The organism is Chryseobacterium sp. MA9 (assembly GCF_024399315.1).
GTDB lineage: Bacteria > Bacteroidota > Bacteroidia > Flavobacteriales > Weeksellaceae > Chryseobacterium.
This window is the reverse complement of sequence record NZ_CP075170.1, coordinates 915,914-935,460: the sequence shown is the minus strand read 5'-3', so window position 1 is coordinate 935,460 and position 19,547 is coordinate 915,914. Positions and strand designations below refer to the sequence as shown.

At 37.2% G+C, this 19,547-nt stretch carries 21 protein-coding genes; 11 read left to right on the top strand and 10 right to left on the bottom strand.

Annotation, left to right across the window (positions count from 1 at the left end; genetic code table 11):
• Positions 1 to 175: 175 nt before the first annotated feature.
• From KIK00_RS04210 to KIK00_RS04200, 3 genes are read right to left on the bottom strand one after another with little or no spacing between them, the layout of a single operon-like run.
• Positions 176 to 979, bottom strand: a complete 804-nt coding sequence (locus KIK00_RS04210) for an AraC family transcriptional regulator (RefSeq protein WP_255815308.1) — start codon at positions 977 to 979, stop codon at positions 176 to 178.
• An 18-nt stretch (positions 980 to 997) separates the two neighbouring features.
• Positions 998 to 1,399: a heme-binding protein gene (locus tag KIK00_RS04205; RefSeq protein ID WP_255815307.1), complete on the bottom strand. Its 402-nt coding sequence runs from the start codon at positions 1,397 to 1,399 to the stop codon at positions 998 to 1,000.
• A 4-nt stretch (positions 1,400 to 1,403) separates the two neighbouring features.
• Positions 1,404 to 2,195 (bottom strand): SDR family oxidoreductase, encoded by a 792-nt coding sequence (locus tag KIK00_RS04200; protein ID WP_255815306.1) that lies wholly within the window; start codon positions 2,193 to 2,195, stop codon positions 1,404 to 1,406.
• Between the two features lie 238 nt (positions 2,196 to 2,433).
• Between KIK00_RS04200 and KIK00_RS04195 the strand changes: the two genes are divergently transcribed.
• The 5 genes from KIK00_RS04195 (at position 2,434) to pdeM (ending at position 9,082) form a co-directional block, all read left to right on the top strand.
• A complete protein-coding gene (locus KIK00_RS04195) occupies positions 2,434 to 3,456 on the top strand; it encodes a ligase-associated DNA damage response exonuclease (RefSeq protein ID WP_255815305.1) in 1,023 nt (340 codons plus the stop codon).
• Positions 3,453 to 5,033 carry an ATP-dependent DNA ligase gene (locus tag KIK00_RS04190; protein ID WP_255815304.1) on the top strand — a complete coding sequence of 527 codons (1,581 nt, stop codon included), beginning with the start codon at positions 3,453 to 3,455 and terminating at the stop codon, positions 5,031 to 5,033. Before KIK00_RS04195 ends, KIK00_RS04190 begins: the two co-directional genes overlap by 4 nt.
• A gap of 50 nt (positions 5,034 to 5,083) precedes the next feature.
• On the top strand, positions 5,084 to 7,489 hold the full coding sequence (locus KIK00_RS04185; RefSeq protein WP_370647744.1) for a ligase-associated DNA damage response DEXH box helicase: 2,406 nt from the start codon (positions 5,084 to 5,086) through the stop codon (positions 7,487 to 7,489).
• A 296-nt stretch (positions 7,490 to 7,785) separates the two neighbouring features.
• A complete protein-coding gene (locus tag KIK00_RS04180; RefSeq protein WP_255815302.1) occupies positions 7,786 to 8,388 on the top strand; it encodes a 2,3-diphosphoglycerate-dependent phosphoglycerate mutase in 603 nt (200 codons plus the stop codon).
• 49 nt (positions 8,389 to 8,437) lie between these two features.
• Complete coding sequence (gene pdeM / locus KIK00_RS04175) at positions 8,438 to 9,082, top strand: ligase-associated DNA damage response endonuclease PdeM (RefSeq protein WP_255815301.1); 645 nt, start codon at positions 8,438 to 8,440, stop codon at positions 9,080 to 9,082.
• A gap of 153 nt (positions 9,083 to 9,235) precedes the next feature.
• On the opposite strand, the gene KIK00_RS04170 is transcribed toward pdeM, so the two are convergent.
• Positions 9,236 to 10,453: an MFS transporter gene (locus tag KIK00_RS04170; protein ID WP_255815300.1), complete on the bottom strand. Its 1,218-nt coding sequence runs from the start codon at positions 10,451 to 10,453 to the stop codon at positions 9,236 to 9,238.
• A gap of 149 nt (positions 10,454 to 10,602) precedes the next feature.
• Between KIK00_RS04170 and KIK00_RS04165 the strand changes: the two genes are divergently transcribed.
• The 4 genes from KIK00_RS04165 to KIK00_RS04150 all read left to right on the top strand — a co-directional run bounded on the left by KIK00_RS04165 (position 10,603) and on the right by KIK00_RS04150 (position 12,380).
• A complete protein-coding gene (locus tag KIK00_RS04165; protein WP_255815298.1) occupies positions 10,603 to 11,193 on the top strand; it encodes a TetR/AcrR family transcriptional regulator in 591 nt (196 codons plus the stop codon).
• A 70-nt stretch (positions 11,194 to 11,263) separates the two neighbouring features.
• Positions 11,264 to 11,722, top strand: a complete 459-nt coding sequence (locus tag KIK00_RS04160) for a hypothetical protein (RefSeq protein ID WP_255815297.1) — start codon at positions 11,264 to 11,266, stop codon at positions 11,720 to 11,722.
• A gap of 2 nt (positions 11,723 to 11,724) precedes the next feature.
• Positions 11,725 to 12,027 carry a DUF3817 domain-containing protein gene (locus KIK00_RS04155; RefSeq protein WP_255815296.1) on the top strand — a complete coding sequence of 101 codons (303 nt, stop codon included), beginning with the start codon at positions 11,725 to 11,727 and terminating at the stop codon, positions 12,025 to 12,027.
• Positions 12,024 to 12,380, top strand: coding sequence for a rhodanese-like domain-containing protein (locus KIK00_RS04150; protein WP_255815295.1), 357 nt, complete (start codon positions 12,024 to 12,026; stop codon positions 12,378 to 12,380). The genes KIK00_RS04155 and KIK00_RS04150 overlap by 4 nt, the downstream gene beginning before the upstream one ends.
• Before the next feature lie 42 nt (positions 12,381 to 12,422).
• Here KIK00_RS04150 and KIK00_RS04145 read toward each other — a convergent pair whose 3' ends face one another.
• On the bottom strand, positions 12,423 to 13,376 hold the full coding sequence (locus tag KIK00_RS04145; RefSeq protein ID WP_255815294.1) for a nitrilase family protein: 954 nt from the start codon (positions 13,374 to 13,376) through the stop codon (positions 12,423 to 12,425).
• Positions 13,377 to 13,442: 66 nt separating this feature from the next.
• Positions 13,443 to 14,240, bottom strand: a complete 798-nt coding sequence (locus KIK00_RS04140; RefSeq protein WP_255815293.1) for an AraC family transcriptional regulator — start codon at positions 14,238 to 14,240, stop codon at positions 13,443 to 13,445.
• Between the two features lie 181 nt (positions 14,241 to 14,421).
• On the opposite strand from KIK00_RS04140, the gene KIK00_RS04135 reads away from it, so the two are divergent.
• Entirely contained in the window at positions 14,422 to 14,928 is a 507-nt protein-coding gene (locus KIK00_RS04135) for a pyridoxamine 5'-phosphate oxidase family protein (protein ID WP_255815292.1), read from the top strand.
• Between the two features lie 97 nt (positions 14,929 to 15,025).
• On the opposite strand, the gene KIK00_RS04130 is transcribed toward KIK00_RS04135, so the two are convergent.
• From KIK00_RS04130 to KIK00_RS04120, 3 genes are all read right to left on the bottom strand, one after another.
• Positions 15,026 to 15,259 carry a conjugal transfer protein TraF gene (locus tag KIK00_RS04130; RefSeq protein ID WP_255815291.1) on the bottom strand — a complete coding sequence of 78 codons (234 nt, stop codon included), beginning with the start codon at positions 15,257 to 15,259 and terminating at the stop codon, positions 15,026 to 15,028.
• 9 nt (positions 15,260 to 15,268) lie between these two features.
• A complete protein-coding gene (locus tag KIK00_RS04125; RefSeq protein WP_255815290.1) occupies positions 15,269 to 16,153 on the bottom strand; it encodes a dihydrodipicolinate synthase family protein in 885 nt (294 codons plus the stop codon).
• A gap of 154 nt (positions 16,154 to 16,307) precedes the next feature.
• Positions 16,308 to 16,763, bottom strand: coding sequence for a cupin domain-containing protein (locus tag KIK00_RS04120; RefSeq protein ID WP_255815289.1), 456 nt, complete (start codon positions 16,761 to 16,763; stop codon positions 16,308 to 16,310).
• Positions 16,764 to 16,864: 101 nt separating this feature from the next.
• On the opposite strand from KIK00_RS04120, the gene KIK00_RS04115 reads away from it, so the two are divergent.
• Complete coding sequence (locus tag KIK00_RS04115) at positions 16,865 to 18,295, top strand: PLP-dependent aminotransferase family protein (protein WP_255815288.1); 1,431 nt, start codon at positions 16,865 to 16,867, stop codon at positions 18,293 to 18,295.
• Between the two features lie 81 nt (positions 18,296 to 18,376).
• Here the strand turns inward: KIK00_RS04115 and KIK00_RS04110 are convergent, their stop codons facing one another.
• Positions 18,377 to 19,510 carry an Atu1372/SO_1960 family protein gene (locus KIK00_RS04110; RefSeq protein ID WP_255815287.1) on the bottom strand — a complete coding sequence of 378 codons (1,134 nt, stop codon included), beginning with the start codon at positions 19,508 to 19,510 and terminating at the stop codon, positions 18,377 to 18,379.
• Between the last annotated feature and the right edge of the window lie 37 nt (positions 19,511 to 19,547).

Genomic DNA, 19,547 nt, shown 5'->3' with positions numbered 1-19,547 from the left:
TTTGTGATCAATCAACGGGCAATAAAATAATGCTTTGAAATATTCAGGATTAAATAACTTTATCGGAGATAAAATCCTTGCGACTTAAAATCAGCACATTCTACAGCCTTTCTTGCGTCTTTGCGTTTTCCAACAGTTAAATTATGGTATAATTTGTGTTTTTTATGGTTAAAAGTTATACCTCTGTAGTTGTCACCCCAAATTTCTTTTTAAAAGAAGAATAAAAGTGGGATAAATTCTCAAAACCCAGATCAAGATAAATATCTGAAGGTTTTTTATCCCTGTTTTTAATTAAATAATACGCTTCTTTCAATCTTCTTTCTTTCAGCCATTGTTTGGGAGTCATTTCAAAGGTCTTGCTGAAATCTCTTTTAAACCCCGAAAGACTGCGTCCTGTAAGCCTTGCAAAAGCATCTACAGAAACATTGAACATAAAGTTTTTGTTCATAAATTCTTTAAGATCAACTTTATGAGGTTCAGAAAAATCAAAAAGCAGATTTTTAAGATCATGATTACTCAATAACAGTAATTCTATAGCCTCTTTTACCTTTAAAACGGCCAGCTTAGGAGGTATTTCCTGCGTTTTATTAATGTAAGGGATGAGAGATGCAAAATAACTCTTAAAAAAATCACCGGGCTCAAAAAATAACCGCTGATTCCCTGGAAAATTGCTGTCTACGGTTATCTTGTTTTCAGTGGCATACTGTCTCAGTGTTTCATCATCAAGTGTGATTGAGATAAACTGATACTTTTCATGAGCAGAAGGATATTTAATAGTTCTGATCAGTTGATTTTTCCTGACCAGAACTACTGTATTTTCTTTGATCACAGTCTTACCTTGCTCATGAAAAGCATGGGTCTCTCCGGAGATCTGAAATCCCAGAAAATGGTCTGGAATAAATTCTTCATGCCCTCTGTAAGACTCAAAAGCACATGAATAAACCAGTTTGTCGAATATGATCTCAGAAGTATTTTCCATTGTACAAATATCTGAAATTTAAGCAATAGCATGAGCTCCTGCCTCTGCAATTTCTTTATCCTGCTCAGGAGTCCCGCCTGAAGAACCTATTCCACCAATAATCTTTCCCTCTTCATTTTTAAGGACAACACCACCTGCAATGGTTAAAAGTCCCTCATTTGAATTCAGCATTCCATATCCATGGATTCCGGTTTCTGAGATAATACTTCCCATTACATCACTGTCTACCCCGAACATCACAGCTGTTTTTGCTTTTTTAATGGCAAAATCGATCACTCCATAGACACTGTTCAGTCTGGCCAATGCAATAAGATGTCCCCCAGTATCCACCACAGAAATACTTACGGGAATATTCATAGATAACGCCTTTTCTTTGGCTGCTTGTAAAGCTTTTTCTGCTGTGTTATAATTCAATTCCATAGTATTAACTTTTTGCGGTCCATGCATCTGCCTGCAGCTGTTTTACAAACTCTTCGGTTTCTTTTGGATGTACATTTCTGAAATGACTTTCATCATCTAAAGCTACATTCACAATCACCTCCGCCATGGACAGAGGATCCAGTTGATGAGCTAAAGATTCGGCAGCACCGTCAAAAGCAGATTCCGGAGTGAAATTGATTTTCGGGTCATACCAATGGAAAATAGAATCCACACCCCTGTCATTGAAACCCGTTCCAAATACACCCGGATTACAAGTTGCAATCTTGATATTAAATGGAGCCAGTTCTGTTCTCAATCCTTCAGCAATAGATTCCAACGCATGTTTTGATGCACAATAAGCTGCTACATAAGGAACCGTCCATAAACCTCCCATTGAAGAGGTGAAAACAATCTTACCGCTTTTCTTTTCAACAAACTTTTTGATAAATCCCTGTGCAAGATTCAATGCACCAAATACATTCACTTCAAACATAGAGCGGATAATATCTACGGGTTGCTCTGCAATCGGGCCGCCTTCCATAATTCCGGCATTGCTGATGAGAATATCTATATCATCATATTTCTTTAAGATATAGTCTACATCTCTTTGGCTGGTTACATCCAGTTTATCCACTGTAAGATTAATTCCCTGTTCATTAGCTTCACGGATCAAATCACTCATTTGAGGATAGACCTGTGTAGTAGCAATTACTTTATGTCCTTTTTTAGCAAGATCAAAAGCAGCAATCTTTCCGAATCCACTTGCTGCACCTGTAATTAAAATTGTTTTACTCATTGTATTCTTTTTTAATGATGATACAAATTTCAGAGATTTAAGGAAGTTTAATATTGCTGCAGCGTTCAATTTTATATTGCTGAAAAGTTCAGGTGTTGCATTGAGAAAAAGTTTCCCCAAAATCATTCATGCAAAAGAAATTTGATTATTGTATTTCAAATGTCAATAATTAAAAAATAATCAATTTATTGTAAATTGGTTAAGTTTTTGAAGCTTATTCTCTAAACCAGTCACACCATTGAAATTAATCACATTTACCAAAAAAGGCATTTACTGTCCACAAGGGAAATTCTATATAGATCCATGGAGGCCTGTGGATATGGCGGTTATTACTCATGGCCATGCCGATCATGCCCGTTGGGGAATGAAAAAATACCTTTGTCACCATTTTACCAAACCTATTCTTCATCAGAGAATCGGAACGGATATCGAATGCCAGAGCGTAGAATATGGAGAAGTGATTACCATCAATGGAGTAAAACTTTCACTTCACCCTGCCGGACACATTATTGGTTCTGCACAGATCAGACTTGAATATAAAGGATATGTAACCGTCATCTCGGGGGATTATAAAGTTCAGGATGACGGCCTGAGCACTCCTTTCGAGCTGGTAAAATGCAATGAATTTGTTACAGAAAGTACTTTTGGTCTGCCCATTTACAACTGGCTTGAAGTTCCGGATTTAAATAAGAAACTTCAGAATTGGGTACTGAAGAATAAGGAAAACAATAAAACCTCTGTATTCATCGGGTATTCTTTAGGAAAGGCCCAACGTATTATGAAGGCAGTGGAAGAATTGGGAAAAATATACGTCCATTATTCCATCGGAAAACTGAATGAAGCCTTTGAAACAGTAGGAATTAATCTTCCTGAATATACCATTGCAGATTTCAGAGAACGTCCGAAAGAAGTTGAGCATGAAATTGTAATTGTTCCTCCTGCTTTACTCGACAGTAATATCATCAGAAAAATTCCTGATGCAGCTACCGCGATATGCTCCGGCTGGATGCAGGTTCGTGGTGCCAGAAGATGGCGGAGTGCTGATGCAGGCTTTGCAATGAGTGATCATGCAGACTGGAAGGGATTGCTCCAGACCGTAAAAGCAACCGAAGCTGAGATTGTACATGTTACACACGGACAGACGGAAGTTTTTTCAAAATATCTGAATGAAATTGGAGTCCGGGCAGACATTGTGGAAACCCTATTTGGTGAAGATGAAGAAGAATCTGAAAAAGAAACCCCTGAAAATCCGGAATCATGAGACATTTTGCAGAGCTTATCAACGCCTTGGAAACCACCAATAAAACCAATGCTAAAATTGATGCCATCATTGATTATCTGGAACGAGCTCCTGATGAAGATAAAGTATGGTTTATTGCCTTATTTACCGGAAAAAGGCCCAAGAGAAATGTAAATACCAATTACATGAAAGAATGGGCTTTGGAAATCACAAAACTTCCTTACTGGCTGTTTCAGGAATCCTATTCTTCCGTGGGTGATCTTGGGGAAACATTATCATTGATTCTTCCGCCTCCGCAGAAAAAAATAGAACGTTCATTATCAGAATGGATGAATGATATTGTCAGTTTAAAAGGCAAAACAGACTTAGAAAAAAAAGAATTCATACTGCAATCATGGAATGGTTTGGATTATACCGAACGTCTGATTTTTAATAAATTAATTGGTGGAAGCTTCCGGATTGGCGTATCAGATAAAACATTAATTAATGCATTAACCAAATTTTCAGGGCAGGAATCGAGCGCTTTGATGCACAGTTTAATGGGAAAATGGCTGCCGGATGAAGTTTCTTTCAAAGAACTTATTGATGCAGAAAATGTGAATCCTGACAACTCAAAACCCTATCCCTTCTGTCTTGCCTATCCTTTGGAAAAAGAAACTGAAGAATTGGGAAATCCTGATGAATGGCTGGTAGAATATAAATGGGATGGAATACGCGGACAAATCATTCGTAGAAACGATGAAGTCTTCATATGGTCAAGAGGTGAAGAGCTCGTGACAGAACAATTTCCGGAAATTGCAGAAGCAGTAAAAGCCATGAAAGGCAACTTTGTACTGGATGGAGAAATACTTGCAGTAAAAGATGGTAAAGTTTTAAATTTTAATGAATTACAAAAAAGATTAAACAGGAAAACTTTAACTAAAAAAATGCTTTCGGAAATTCCAATAGAAGTCTTTGTCTATGATTTATTGGAACTTGAAGATAATGATCTGAGAGAAAAACCAATTTCCGCAAGAAGAGCGTTGCTTGAAGAATTATTACTGAATGAAAATCCGGAACGCATCAGTATTTCCAAAAGTCTGGATTTTGAAAAATGGGGAGAATTAGATGCTATTCGTGAAAATTCAAGAGCCGTAAACAGCGAAGGATTAATGTTAAAACAAAAAAACTCACCCTACCATTCCGGCCGGAAAAAAGGAGACTGGTGGAAATGGAAAATCAATCCGTTTACCATTGATGCAGTGCTTATTTATGCTCAAAAAGGAAGCGGCAGACGAAGTGCCTACTACACTGATTATACTTTTGCCGTGAAAAACGGAGATAATCTGGTGACCATCGCCAAAGCCTATTCTGGGTTGACAGATAAAGAAATCATGGAAGTGAGCAGATTTGTGACCAAAAATGCTATTGAGAAATTCGGCCCTGTAAGAACCGTAAAAGCAGAACTGGTCTTCGAAATTGCTTTTGAAGGCATAGGTTTCAGCAATCGTCATAAAAGCGGTGTAGCCCTCCGGTTTCCAAGAATTGTAAGGTGGCGGAAAGACAAAACAGTAGATGAAATTGACTCTCTTGAAGAAATCAAAAAATTAATACAATAAAATTGGCAGCTTTTGAACATACCAACGGATTGAAGATCATTCAGCAATGGATGACCGATAAAGGCATTGCTCCTTTTAAATTTCAGTCGGAAACCTGGAAAAAATTTGGAACAGGTTACAGCGGAATGGTAGTTGCCCCGACAGGTTTTGGAAAAACTTTTTCGGTATTTTTGGCCCTAGTTTCAGATTTCCTGAATCATCCTGAACAATACAAAAAAGGTCTGAAAATGATCTGGATCACACCTCTCCGGTCTCTGTCCAAAGATATCGCAAAAGCCATGCAGGAAGCGATTGATGAGATAGGTCTCGATTGGGTCGTAGGAGTAAGAAATGGAGATACTGATCCGAAAGTAAGACAGCAGCAGGTAAAGAAAATGCCCGAAATTCTGGTTGTAACTCCAGAAAGCCTCCATTTGCTTCTCGCTCAGAAGAATCATGAAACCTTTTTCAGGGATATGAAATGTGTCACTGTTGATGAATGGCATGAATTACTGGGTTCAAAACGTGGCATCATGGTAGAACTGGCTATTTCACAGCTTAGAAAGTATGTTCCAAAGATTAAAATCTGGGGAATTACAGCTACCATCGGCAATCTTGATGAAGCCATGGAAGTGCTTATTCCGTATCCTATTAAAAAGACAAAAATCACAGCCAAAGAACACAAAAAAATAGATATTCTCCCGGTTTTTCCGGACGAAATCGAAATATTACCTTGGGCAGGACATCTTGGAAATAAACTTGCAGATAAAGTTGTTCCGATTATTCTGGAGTCAAAATCTACCATAGTATTTACGAATACCAGAAGCCAGAGTGAAATGTGGTATCAGCTTTTACTGGATGCTCATCCTGATTTTGCAGGCCAGATCGCGATTCATCACAGCTCCATTGATGCCCATTTGAGAATCTGGATTGAAGAAAATCTAAGTTCCGGTAAATTAAAAGCAGTTGTTTCCACATCATCGCTGGATCTTGGTATTGATTTTAAACCTGTAGATACCGTTATTCAGGTAGGATCTGCCAAAGGCGTTGCGCGTTTTCTTCAAAGAGCCGGACGCAGCGGTCACTCCCCTTTTGAAACCTCCAGAATCTATTGTGTTCCAACCCATTCTCTTGAACTGATTGAAGTTTCAGCTTTAAAAGAAGCAGTAAAACAGAAAGTTGTTGAGCCCAGAGAACCACAGGTCTTGTGTTTTGATGTGCTGGTTCAGTTTCTTATGACATTGGCGGTTGGAGATGGTTTTTATCCTGATGAACTGTACGAAAGAATTAAAAAAGTATATGCCTTTCAGGAAATAGTGGATGAAGAATGGAAAGCTGTTCTGGAATTTCTTACCATTGGCGGCAGTGTTTTAAAAAGCTATGAAGAATTCCACAAGATTGTTATTATGGAAGACGGCCTTTATAAAGTAACTTCAAGAAAAATAGCCATGCTTCACCGGATGAATATGGGGGTGATTGTGAGTGATGCGATGCTGAAAGTGAAATTTATTTCCGGAGGTTATATCGGAATGATTGAAGAATATTTTATTTCAAAACTGAAAAAAGAAGAAAAATTTATTCTGGCCGGACGTACACTGGAAGTGGTGATCATCAAAGATATGACGGTATACGTGAGAGCGGCCAAAGGTAGAGCTTTAGTTCCGAGTTATCTTGGTGGAAGGCTTCCTTTGAGCTCCAATCTGGGACATTTTTTAAGGGAAAAACTTTCACATGCTTTAAATCCGAAAGCTTCGGAAAAAGAACTTAAATTTCTGCACCCTCTTTTGATCAATCAGGAAAAAAATTCCCATATTCCCAAAGAAGATGAATTTCTTGTCGAAATGATTAAAAACCGCGAAGGATATCATTTGTTTATGTATCCTTTTGAAGGCCGCCTCGTGCATGAAGTAATGGCTGCTTTGATTGCTTATCGTATATCAAAACTAGCTCCTATCTCCTTTTCTATGGCGATGAACGATTATGGTTTTGAGCTGTTCAGTGATAAAGAAATCCCACTTAATGAAGATAATCTGCAGCAGATTTTAACCAGAGATAATCTGATGAATGATGTGATTGCAAGTATCAATTCTGCTGAAATGGCGAGGAGAAAATTTAGGGACATTGCCGTGATTTCAGGAATGGTGATTCAAAACTATGCCGGACAACAACGTTCCAATAAATCATTGCAGAGTTCGGCCGGGCTTATTTTTAAAGTACTGGAAGACCATGATTCCAATCACTTTTTAATAAAACAGGCCTATACGGAAGTCTTTAATATGCAGCTTCAGGAGCAGCGGCTTGTAGAAGCTTTTAAAAGAATTGAAAAATCTGAAATTATTTTAAAATATTCCCGATCCTTTACCCCGCTCAGTTTCCCGATCAAAGTAGACAGCTTAAGGCAGACACTTTCTAGTGAAGGGTTGGATGCGAGGATTAAGAGAATGCTGAAGCTGTCTGATGTAAGTGATCTTTTATAGTCAGTTTAATTACTTACAGCAGATACAAACTTACTTCTGAGAATGCTATAAAATATTTGATCATCGCAAAGATGCAAAGATCTTATCTCCGATAAAATTGAGTACCGTTAATTTTGCTGAAAGTCTTTGATTTTCTTGAACCTTTGCGAGTTTCAAACAACCATAAAATTAAATCTGTGTCTCTCATTTTAATCTTATTCTTAGCTTAATATTCTAAGTTAATTTTCTTGATAAGTTTAAATAATCATCGTAACTTAGAGTATACCTTCTTAGAAGTTGTAAATAAAATTTAAATAATGGAAAAATTGTTCTTGGTCCGTCACGGACAGTCACTGTGGAATCTGGAAAACAGATTTACAGGGTGGAAAGATATCGATATAACTGAAGCCGGCATTGAAGAAGCCAAAAAAGCAGGTCTTGCATTAAAAGGAGAAAGAATAGATATCGCTTTCACTTCGGCGCTCATCAGGGCACAGCATACTCTATCCATCATTCTGAATGAATTAGGAAATCCCAATATACCAATCGTTAAGGATAAAGCCCTAAACGAACGTTCTTATGGAAATCTGGAAGGATTAAACAAAGCAGAAACTGCTTTGAAATACGGTGATGAACAGGTTCATACCTGGCGTAGATCTTTTGATGTTGTGCCTCCCGGAGGAGAAAGTCTTAAAGATACGTACAACAGAGTGATTCCTTATTTTGAAAGTCAGATAAGACCCTTATTAAAAAAAGGTGAAAATGTATTGATTGTCGCTCATGGAAACAGCCTTCGTGCACTGATCATGTATCTTGAACATTTGTCTCCTGAAGAAATTTTAGAAAGAGAAATTGCTACAGGTTTTCCCCTGACTTATGTTTTTGATGAAAAGTTTCATGTAAGTCGGAAGGTCGGCTGATTCAATTAATATAACGTAACTTTAAACATTAAATTTTCTAGTATAAAACGTGTTTATAGCAACTAAAAGTATTTCTGTCCGAAACCATACTTTCATTCTGACCAATCAGCGTGCAGCATTCTGGGAAAAAGAAAAGGCTCTTATCCTTTCTGACCTTCACATTGGAAAAACAGCACATTTCCGCAAAAATGGTATTGCCCTCGCCAATCATATTATGAAAAGCGACCTGGAAAGATTATCAGCATTGATTGAATATTTTCAGCCTGAAAAATTTATTGTGGTTGGTGATTTACTTCATGCCGGAGATAATTCTGATGTGGACGAATTCTGCACATGGAAAAACCAATATTCCGGTATACAGTTTTATCTTATTGAAGGAAATCATGACCGGATATCAGAAGCGCTGGAGAAAAAACTATGCTTTCATCACAAATCTGAGTGGCTGGAAATAGATGGCATTACCTTTATTCACGATTTTGATACAGTAAGATCCGGATTCCAGATTACAGGACACATTCATCCCGGAATAGTGTTGAATTCTACTGTGAAAAATATCAGGCTTCCCTGCTTTGCTCACAGCGATAATCAGTTATTGCTCCCAGCCTTCAGTGAATTTACAGGACTGGATACTAAAAACCTGCCTAAGAATAGTAAATTTTTTGTGTTTACAGATGCAGAGATTTATGAAATTTAATAACCTTAGGTGTTAACTCTGGCAAATTTTGACATTTGAAAATGAGTGTCATTAAACAAAAAAAGGTTGAAATTTTCTTTAAATTGAAATCCATGTCAAGATTTTAAACGTTGACATGGATTGATAATTCAGATAAAATCGACTAGTAAAATCTTAATTTTTCTTGCTTAAACGGATACTGTACACTGTAATCAATACGGTAACTAACAGGAATAAAGCTCCGATCCATGGCGTACTTGCTAGTCCTAAAGAGGATGTTACAATTATTCCTCCCGCATAAGACCCAATCGCAATACCGATATTAAATGCAGCAATATTAATCCCAGAAGCTACATCCTCAGTTCCGGGAAGCTCCTTTTCTGCAATCTGTACCACTAATAACTGAAGTCCAGGCACGGAAGCAAATGATAATGCTCCTAAAAGGAAAAGTGTAATAATGCTTAAAACCGGACTGCTTACCGTGAAATAAAACGCAAGCAATACCAATCCCTGTGCTGCAAACATCCATAGAAGGGCTTTCAGTGGATTTTTATTCGCTACTTTTCCACCAATCAGATTTCCAAGGGCAATGGCAATTCCATAAATCAAAAGGATAAAGGTGACGGTTGACTCCTGAAACCCTGTAATTTTCTGTAAAATAGGTGACAGATAAGTAAAAACTACAAATGTTCCTCCATATCCCATGGCTGTCATTAAAAAGGCGAAAATCAGACGTCTGTTTCCCAGTACTTTAAACTGACTTTTTATAGAAGCTGTTTTTCCATTTTTCAGGTTATTGGGAACTAATAATAAACTGGCCATTAATCCGATAATTCCAAGTAGTGAAACGCCTATAAAAGTTGCTCTCCATCCAAAATGCTGTCCTATGAAAGTTCCTAGCGGAACTCCTGTTACAATGGCGAGTGTAAGCCCGGCAAACATAATGGAAATAGCGGTTGCTCTTTTCTCTTCAGGAACCAGTGAAGCAGCAATGGTAGAACCTATGGAAAAGTAAACACCGTGGGCCAATCCCGTAAGAATTCTTGCCAGAACTAATGTTATAAAGCTGGGAGCAATAGATGCCAGACCATTTCCAATGACAAATAGTATCATAATGGAAACCAAAAGCATTTTACGTGGAACTTTTGCTGTTAATGCCGTTAATATCGGAGCCCCGATAGCTACTCCTATCGCATAAAGGCTTACTAATAGTCCTGCTGAAGGAATCGTGATTCCAAGGTCAGAGGCTACGGTAGGAAGCAGTCCTACAATGACAAACTCTGTAGTTCCTATTCCGAAGGCACTTATCGTTAAAGCCCATAAAGCTGCAGGAAGACCTTTTTTAGCAGTCTGTGCTGCAGTATTCATCTGTATTTCTTTTTGATAATTCATTGTCTTGTATTTTGTTGATATTGACAAGGCAAATTTCCGGCGAATAATTATATTATAAAAATTATTTAAATTGTATCAAAGTATCATAATACTGATAGTTTTATTTTAAATTTAAAATTTGTTCCTTTGTAAAATAATCAGCATTTTTAATGAAGAAATCAGAAGCAACCCGTCTTACTATTCTCCAGAAAGCGTTCGAATTAATCTATGTGAAAGGTTTTCAGACAACAAGCATTGATGAAATTATTGCAACGACTCAGGTGACGAAAGGTGCTTTTTATTATCATTTTAAAACCAAGGATGAAATGGGTCTGGCCATTATCAACGAACTGATGAAGCCCAATTTCAGACGCAATTTTATTGAATCTCTTCAGAATAACAAGAATCCGCTGGACAATATTTATGAGATCATCTACAATCTCCTGATGGAAAATGACTTTTTAAAAGTTGAATATGGCTGCCCTACTTCTAATTTTATACAGCAAATGGCACCATGGCACGTTGCCTTTACTCAGGCTTTACACGAACTTTCAAAAGAATGGGAAAATGCTTTCGCAGAAAGTATTGAGCAAGGTAAGAAAAACGGAATCATCAGGAAAGACGTAAGTGCCAGAGAAGTGAGCGTTTTTGTTATTTCCGGCTATTGGGGCGTCAGAAATCTAGGAAAAGTTGAAAATTCAAAAGAAGTATATCTCATTTATTTAAAAGGACTTAAGTCGTATTTTGAAACTCTTCAATAATTTTTTTGACTAAAAACATACTAGTTAGTATGTTTTTATTATACCTTTGCTGTGTTCAAAAAAATACCCAATGTATCAAACCCTTACTTTTTTACATTCTCAAACCCGCTGGCTGGTTTTAATAAGCCTGATGTATGCCATTTTCCGTTCTTATAAAGGATATTCCTCAGACAGGAAATTTACCGGAACAGATAACTCTGTGAGACATTGGACTGCTACCATAGCTCATGTACAATTAATTATCGGAATGATATTCTATTTTAAAAGTCCTGTAATCCAATATTTCTGGAAAAATTTTGATGAAGCCAAAGAATCTTTTGAACACTTATTTTTCGGACTGATTCATATTTCATTGATGATTACAGCTGTTGTGATGATCACTATCGGTTCAGCTTTAGCCAAAAGAAAGCCTTCAGACAAAGACAAATTCAAAACCATGGGCATCTGGTTTTCTGTTGCACTGATCATTATTTTCATTGCTGTTCCGTGGCCTTTTTCTCCTCTAGCAAACAGACCTTATTTCAGATAATTATGATAGATTTATTGAAAACAAAAATCGGCAGGCTAAGAGTTCTGGCGATTCTGGAAGGCATTTCATTGTTAAGTTTAGTATGCATTGCCGTTCCTATAAAATACTGGATGGGAAACCCTTTATTAGTGAAACTATTGGGTCCCGTTCACGGAACATTATTCCTGCTCTTTCTGTTCAATACGCTGAGCATTGGTGTAGAACAGAACTGGAAGTTTAAAGAAATTACATGGAAGATCATTCTGGCTTGTTTCATCCCGTTCGGAACATTTTATATTGACCGGAAAATTTTAAGCAAGCTATGAAAAGCATTCTGATCATGTGCATCATAGCTATTACAGTATATGGTGCATATAAAATTTATCGTCTTCAGACCTTAGATAACGGATTGTCTGAACTGATAAAAAAAGGAGCAGTTATTCTTGATGTAAGAACTGAAAAAGAATATGAAACGGGACATATAGAAGGTTCAGTTAATATTTCATTAGGAACCATCAGAGAGCGGTATGCAGAATTAGATCCTGAAAAAACATACATCACAGTATGTTCACATGGACTTCGAAGTGTAAAAGCAGAAAATATCCTGAAAGAAAGAGGTTTCAAGCATATTTATAATGGCGGTGCCTGGAGTGATCTTCAAAAAACAATCCATCAATAAAATAAACCCTCCTAAGACTCTGTCGCGGGAGGGTTTTAATTTTTAAACTGTCTTATCGTTCAGCCATACAACTTTTTGCTCAGATGAATGCTCCTGCCCTATGATATCCCTATATAACTCAGGTCTTCGGGCTTTAATATACCTATATCCTCCTGCCTGACTAAGTTTTTCAGAAGTAATAACCACAGATTCAAAACTGTCTTCCCACGAACGGCATTCTGCAATAACATCTCCGAAAGGATCTATAATCATGGAACATCCGTTTTTCAACTGGTCATCATCCATCCCAACAGGGTTTGAAAAAACAATATAAGCTCCGTTATCATAAGCTCTTGACGGAAGCCATTTCATCAGCCAGTCTCTGCCTTTCATTCCTTCAAATTCAAGACGTAAAGACGTAGGATCTGCTACCCTGTTTTCCCAAAGCTGAGGATCTACAAATCCGGCTCCCGGCCTTGTGGAAGGAGTACACATTGTAACATGGGGCATAAAAATAATCTCTGCACCAAGAAGTCTGGTAGCTCTTACGTTTTCAATGATATTGTTATCATAGCAGATGAGAATGCCGCACTTCCAGCCCATGATATCAAATACACAATACTCATTACCGGGTGTAAGATGAGGATTGATAAAAGGATGTAACTTTCTGTACTTAGCCTTCAGTCCGGTTTTATCAACACATACATAAGCTTTAAAAAGATTATCATACTCATCTTTTTCAAACAATCCGGCTAATATGGTGATGTCATTCTGAGCCGCAATCTCCTGCAGTTTTTGAATACTATCCCCTTCCGGAATGTGTTCTGCAATGTCAAGAAGCTGTTCTTTAGAAAGTTTTCGTGCAAAAGTATAACCTGTAATGGAACATTCATGAAAAGCAATGACATGAGATCCCTGAGCAGCGGCCTGGCTGGCCAGTTTTTCTATGACTGACAGATTATAACCCTTATCACCACTTTTGTTTTCAAATTGTGCGGTTGAAATTTTAATATTCATTGATTTTTTTAAGCAAAACTAGATGACTCCGCTTATCAAAAATTGTATAAAACCGACATGATTGTTTTATAACTCAATGAAATTGACAGCCATTTTATTTTCTGTCTTCAAATACTGCTTGGGAGTAAGCCCAATACTGTTTTTAAATTCCCTGATAAGATGAGACTGGTCAGAGTAACCTGCTTCATAAGAAAGCATCGTCATACTTTTATCATCAATACTTTTATTGAGAAGGCTTAAAAAGTAATGGAGACGGGTAATATTGCCATATTTTTTAGGAGATATTCCCATATGAAATTCAAATTTCCTTTCCAGATGGCGTTCAGAATATCCTGTAAATTTTTCTAAGTCTTTAGATGATACAACGCCTTTATTTTGAAGAATATATTGCTGTGTGGCCGCTATGACATTATGATCCATGCTAATTGTTTCGGATAAAAATTCAGTAAAAAAAATATTCAGATCATTGATAACGGTCAAGGGATTCGTTTTCTTAAAAAGTTTTTCCTGAAATACTTCCAGTTTATCCTTTAAAACATCTTCTGCAGAGACAATCTGATTTCTAATTTCTTTGGCAGAAGTTTTTAAAAGGATATTTAAAAAATAGGGTTGAAATACAATGGCAATCAAGGAAAATTTTCCTTTTGAAAAAAAATCTTTATAACCATTTAGAGTTCCATAGAAAAAAGAAAGCGGCATCCGATCTTCTGAAATACCGGAATACAGATTTATATCTCCGGATAAAATAAGCCCGGAACTGCCATCAGTAAACAGCCGTAAATTTCTTATATCTCTTTCAGAATTTTCCAAAAAGATATAATGCCTGATAAAAGGAGCCAAATGTTTAGGCGGCGAAATCTGCATCCATCAAATGTACATAAAAACTTACTGGCAGAAAAAGAAACTATTTTAGTATTCAAATTCTCTCGCTGATCAGGAACGCTTATAAGTTTTTGAAAGAAATCCGTTCCAGATACCACATTTTATTGCCTTTTGGTCAGGTATTTGAATTGTTTAACCTACCCAACCACTTAAATATTATATTATGTCAACACAGAATCTCAGCCACCTTGAGGCAATTAAAAAAATCAAAGAACTGTCAGAAAATGCAAGAATATGTATGTTCTGTACAGAATTAGAAACCGTTCCTGTTAATTCAAGACCTATGACGTTACAGGAAACGGACGATAGCGGAAATCTCTGGTTTATCAGCAATAATACAAGTAATAAGAATTTTGAAATAAAAGAAGACCGCAGGGTACAGTTGTTTTTTATGAATAACGGTGATTCCCAATATCTTTCTATATACGGAGAAGCATCAGTTTATAAAGATAAAGCTACTATAGAAGATAAATGGTCTCCATTAGCTAAAGCATGGTTTGACGGAAAAGATGATCCCAATGTTACCATTATCCGTGTAGAACCTAAAGAAACCTATTACTGGGATACCAAAGCAGGAAAACTGGTCAGTCTTTTCAGTTTTGTAGCGTCAGCTATTACAGGTCATAAAACCAACAATTCTGACGGTGTAGAAGGAAATGCAACGATTTAGAAAATTCAAAATAAGCAATAAAAATCATCCTGTTCCTTATGTTTTCTAACAAAAATAAACGGCTCAAGAAATTGAGCCGTTTATAAGATTAATAATGCTAATTTTTCACATCTTCCATAGACGCTCCAAAATTAATATGAAGTACGTTCCCATTAGGAGTTACTAAAGCTGGCACAGATTTTACCCCTGCCTTTTCAGCATCTTCAATTTTGTTTCTGTCATTTCCTAAGTGGATAATTTCAACATTTTCCAAACCTATAAGGTTAGTAATATCATGTTCTGCACTGATACATACAGGACATCCTGCATGATAAAAAATGGATTTTTTCATAAGATTGTATTAATTAACAAGGGCTTTAATAATATTTTTTAATTCTTCAGTTTCTTTTTTCTGAAGAGGTTTTAAAGGACTTCTCAAATTTCCGCCGTCTTCACCCAGAATTGTAAGACCTGATTTTACAGCTCTTGGCAACCCTTTATTGACAATAAATTTTAAAAGGTCAAACTGTTGATAGAAAATAGTTTTTGCTTTTTCAAGATTTCCTTCCTCAATAGCATTATAAAGGCTGATAGTAAGCTCCGGAATAAGATTCGGAGCAGCGGTACACCAGCCTCTTGCTCCTGCAGAAAAGGCGGCCAGTGCCAAAGGATTAGAGCCGTTATAGAATGCCACTTCTTCTCCCAATTCTCTTCTCAAAGAGTGCATCCTCTGAACATCTCCCGTACTTTCCTTGATCATGGTTACATTAGGAATTTCAAGAAGTCTTTTTAACAAGGCAGGTGACATGTCTACTCCACTCGTTGCCGGATTGTTATAGGCCATAATTGGAATGGAAATTTTCCGGGCAACCGCATCATAATGAGTTACGATCTCATCATCTGTAAGTTTCCAGTAACTCATCGGAATAATCATAACCGCATCAGCGCCTGCTTTTTCTGCAAACTGAGCATGGTGAATCGTTTTTTCCGTGGTAAGATTTGAAACTCCTACAAGAGTCGGAATTCTTCCTTTTACCTGCTGTAAAGTAGCTTCCGTCACTTCTTCTTTTTCTTCATCAGATAAGTAAGGCATTACACCTGTACTCCCCAATGGTGCGATTCCATGGCTTCCGGAAGCGACCAGTCTTTCTACCAAATGTTTAAAAAGAGGAATATTTACTTTTTCATTTTCATCAAAAGGTGTTATGGGATAGGCAATAATCCCTTTAAATGGAACATTTTTCATGTTTTGCTGATTTAAAAATTTTAAATAATTTTAAACCATTAAGAAGACTTAAGTTGTTAAGAATATTTAATTGAGCTTCGCTTTGAAAAAGGAATCATACCTGTATCAATACAGTTTAACAATGACAGTATCTTAATAGTTTACATATTCATTATTAAAGATCTCTGCCTTCCTCTTCTCTCAATGCAACGCCTAGGTTCTGCAATTGAGGAGCATTTTCACAGGCAATATATTTGGCAGACTCTGTGTCGCTTAGATTCTGATGTTTGTGCCATGCCCATGAAGGAATATATACGGCATCTCCTGCTTCCCAATGTACCCTTTCATCTTCTACTTCGGTCCAGCCTTTTCCTTCTATTACAAATAATACTGTTTCATAAGTATGGCGGTGCCTGTTGGTTTGCTGCCCGGGAGTTAGTCCGCCAATCGTCATACTTACATTCTTACTCGGAAGATCTACAAAGAAAACCGGATGTTTCCTTTCTGTTGAAAACTGATTGTGTTCACCTGCATTTTCTACATTTTTATGAATTAAATGGCTTGGTTTTACATACTTTGGTCTTGCAAAAGTTTCGTGGAAATCTTTAGAACTGAATTGTTTCTTATCCATGATTTTTAAATTATTATGGTTTTGTGCTTTATTGCATGACAAAATTATTTTATATTTGGACTATTCAAATGATTCAGTTTTTATATAAATAGATAGTCCAGATGCTGCGCCCTTGGAAATTAGAATTAGAAATTGATAAAAAGCTTGATAAAGCCGTTTATCTACAGATTGCAGATACAATCATCAGCGATATCCGTTCAGGAAGATTGAAACCCGGAGATGCACTTCCTGGCAGCCGGAATCTTGCTCAAACCCTAAAAATCAACAGGAATACCGTAGTGGAAGCCTATCAGGTATTAATCAATGAAGAATGGGTGATTTCGAGAGAAAGGAAAGGTATTTTTGTATCGGAAAGACTGCCTCTTTTGCATGAAAGAAATCCTGAGATCATCCATAGTTCTCAGGATCAACAGGGAGTGACTGGTGGAATTTTAATCAATTTCGATGATGGTCATCCGGACAGCAAGATTGCCCCTGTAACAGAGCTTGCAAGAGCCTACAGGCAGATTTTCAGCATCAAGGCAAAGTGGCAGATGATGGGCTATGGAGATGAACATGGTGATAGAGAATTCCGCAAAATGATTTCCCAGATGCTCAACCATCAGCGTGGAATGCACATTCATGAACATGAGACTTCTATAACACGAGGCAGCCAGATGGGAATGTTTTTAACCGCCCAGACTCTTTTTACTTCCGGTGACAGGGTTATTGTAGAAGAGCCGGGATATCAGCCTGCATGGCGAGCTTTTGAATATGCAGGAGCACAGCTTTTACCTGCGCCTGTGGACAAAGAAGGAATCAGTATAGAAGTCATTGAAAAGCACTTGGCAACGTATGAAAATATAAAAGCAATATACATTACTCCTCACAGACAATATCCTACTACTGTTACTCTGAGTTTATCAAGAAGATTAAGATTAATAGAATTATCAAACCAATACAATATCACCATCATTGAAGATGATTACGATAATGAGTTCCATTTCGGCTATCGCCCTATCCTGCCGATTTCAAGCTTTCCGGAGCTTCAAAATTATGTGTATATCGGAACATTAAGTAAGGTTGTTGCACCAGCTTTGAGAATTGGTTACCTGGCCACGCCAAATCAGGAACTACTGATGAAAATTGGTAATTTGAGAAAGATTATTGATGTGCACGGAGATGTCATTATGGAGCAGGCCGTTCTCCAGCTGATAAAAGAAGGGGCTGTAAAAAAGCATATCAGAAAAGCAACTGTTCATTATAAAAACAAAAGAGATTTCGTTTTTGAATTGCTGAAAAAACATATGAAAGATGTTGCAGATTTCACACTGCCCGAAGGCGGGCTTGCCTTTTGGATTGTTCCTAAAGTACAGCTAGATTGGGATATTGTGACCGCTCAGTTATTGGGAAAAAATATTAAGATCATTCATCCGAAACAATATGGCCAGAATCATGTAAATGGTTTCAGGTTGAGCTATGGAGCTCTTTCTGAAGAACAGCTGGAACAAAGTATTCCTATTATTTCAGAAGTTTTTGCTAAATTTTTCTAATTCTTTTTGAAACGATTTACACAGTATAGATATGAAAAAATCTGTGGCTAAATCAGTAACCACAGATTTTATTATTGAAATCTATTCAACTTCAAAAACCGCCTGAATTTCAACGGAGGAATTAACCGGAATAGAGGATGCACCAAAAGTAGCTCTGGCATGTTTTCCTTTGTCTCCGAAAACTTCAACGGCCAGATCAGAAGCAACATTCATCAAATCTGCATGTTTTGTATAATCGTCTTTTGTATTGAAAATTCCTGTAAGCTGAACACATTGCTTTACTCTGCTCAAATCTCCTCCCACAGCTTCTTTCAATACGGAAATAACATTCAGCATGGTAACTTTTGTAGCGTCTTTTACCTGTTGTTCATTCAGTTCAACACCCAATTTTCCGGGATTGAGGATTTTTCCATCCTTCAAAGCAACCTGATTAATAAATACCAGATTCCCGGAACGGACAAACGGCTGGTAATTTCCTGCAGGTTTAGGAACTTGTGGAAGCATAATATTTTTTTGTTTCAGTATTTCATTAAAGTTCTGACGACTTTCAACAATAGATGCACTTTTTTTCGGACGGGTATCTTTCAGTGCCAATGCTATTTTTGCAAAGTTTTTTCCTTGAAGCTCAGCAATATTCCGTTCTCCTTTGGTAGGTCTCTCAACGTCTTTTAAAGAAGCCATACTTGTTACTCCTAAAACTGTATTTCCCTGTGGAATAGCCTTATTCAGCTCTTCTGTTCCACGAATTCCGTTAGATACCAGTACCATTCCGTGTACAGCAAGACTGTTCCAGAACGCCTGAAGGGCAAGCTCCTTTCCTGCTCCACTTCCTGCTGACATGAAAACCGTGGCTGGAACTCCTTCTAAAGCGTGATTGGTCCACAGTTGAACGGTTTTGGATAAAAACTCGCTCATTCCGGTACTGATATTCCCGAAATAAACAGGTGAGCCAAAGGCTATTCCATCATAACTGGTCAGTTCATCTACAGTTGCCACAGGCAGACTTTTCAAGCTGGGATTTTGTGATGCTCTGACTAATTTAATATAAGGAACTGCATTATTTTCACTTTCAATGCCTTTGGCAATCTCTTTGGCCAGTTCGTAAGTTCCACCATTGTCTGAATGGATAAGAACCAATATTTTAGCTTTATTTTGTGCCATAATCGTGGTATTAGATAATAAAATTAAAATAAAAAAAAGACATAGTTTTTTCATTCTGAATAAGATATAGGTTGTAATTTGTATTAATAAT

Bases quoted from the DNA above. Each gene is read 5' to 3' on its own strand.
- KIK00_RS04140 (WP_255815293.1), bottom strand. From the start codon at position 14,240: ATGCAGATTTCGCCGCCTAAACATTTGGCTCCTTTTATCAGGCATTAT.
- KIK00_RS04130 (WP_255815291.1), bottom strand. From the start codon at position 15,259: ATGAAAAAATCCATTTTTTATCATGCAGGATGTCCTGTATGTATCAGT.
- KIK00_RS04135 (WP_255815292.1), top strand. From the start codon at position 14,422: ATGTCAACACAGAATCTCAGCCACCTTGAGGCAATTAAAAAAATCAAA.
- KIK00_RS04180 (WP_255815302.1), top strand. From the start codon at position 7,786: ATGGAAAAATTGTTCTTGGTCCGTCACGGACAGTCACTGTGGAATCTG.
- KIK00_RS04150 (WP_255815295.1), top strand. From the start codon at position 12,024: ATGAAAAGCATTCTGATCATGTGCATCATAGCTATTACAGTATATGGT.
- KIK00_RS04210 (WP_255815308.1), bottom strand. From the start codon at position 979: ATGGAAAATACTTCTGAGATCATATTCGACAAACTGGTTTATTCATGT.
- KIK00_RS04145 (WP_255815294.1), bottom strand. From the start codon at position 13,376: ATGAATATTAAAATTTCAACCGCACAATTTGAAAACAAAAGTGGTGAT.
- KIK00_RS04200 (WP_255815306.1), bottom strand. From the start codon at position 2,195: ATGAGTAAAACAATTTTAATTACAGGTGCAGCAAGTGGATTCGGAAAG.
- KIK00_RS04115 (WP_255815288.1), top strand. From the start codon at position 16,865: ATGCTGCGCCCTTGGAAATTAGAATTAGAAATTGATAAAAAGCTTGAT.
- KIK00_RS04165 (WP_255815298.1), top strand. From the start codon at position 10,603: ATGAAGAAATCAGAAGCAACCCGTCTTACTATTCTCCAGAAAGCGTTC.
- KIK00_RS04170 (WP_255815300.1), bottom strand. From the start codon at position 10,453: ATGAATTATCAAAAAGAAATACAGATGAATACTGCAGCACAGACTGCT.
- KIK00_RS04190 (WP_255815304.1), top strand. From the start codon at position 3,453: ATGAGACATTTTGCAGAGCTTATCAACGCCTTGGAAACCACCAATAAA.
- KIK00_RS04205 (WP_255815307.1), bottom strand. From the start codon at position 1,399: ATGGAATTGAATTATAACACAGCAGAAAAAGCTTTACAAGCAGCCAAA.
- KIK00_RS04120 (WP_255815289.1), bottom strand. From the start codon at position 16,763: ATGGATAAGAAACAATTCAGTTCTAAAGATTTCCACGAAACTTTTGCA.
- KIK00_RS04110 (WP_255815287.1), bottom strand. From the start codon at position 19,510: ATGAAAAAACTATGTCTTTTTTTTATTTTAATTTTATTATCTAATACC.
- KIK00_RS04185 (WP_370647744.1), top strand. From the start codon at position 5,084: ATGACCGATAAAGGCATTGCTCCTTTTAAATTTCAGTCGGAAACCTGG.
- KIK00_RS04125 (WP_255815290.1), bottom strand. From the start codon at position 16,153: ATGAAAAATGTTCCATTTAAAGGGATTATTGCCTATCCCATAACACCT.
- KIK00_RS04155 (WP_255815296.1), top strand. From the start codon at position 11,725: ATGATAGATTTATTGAAAACAAAAATCGGCAGGCTAAGAGTTCTGGCG.
- KIK00_RS04160 (WP_255815297.1), top strand. From the start codon at position 11,264: ATGTATCAAACCCTTACTTTTTTACATTCTCAAACCCGCTGGCTGGTT.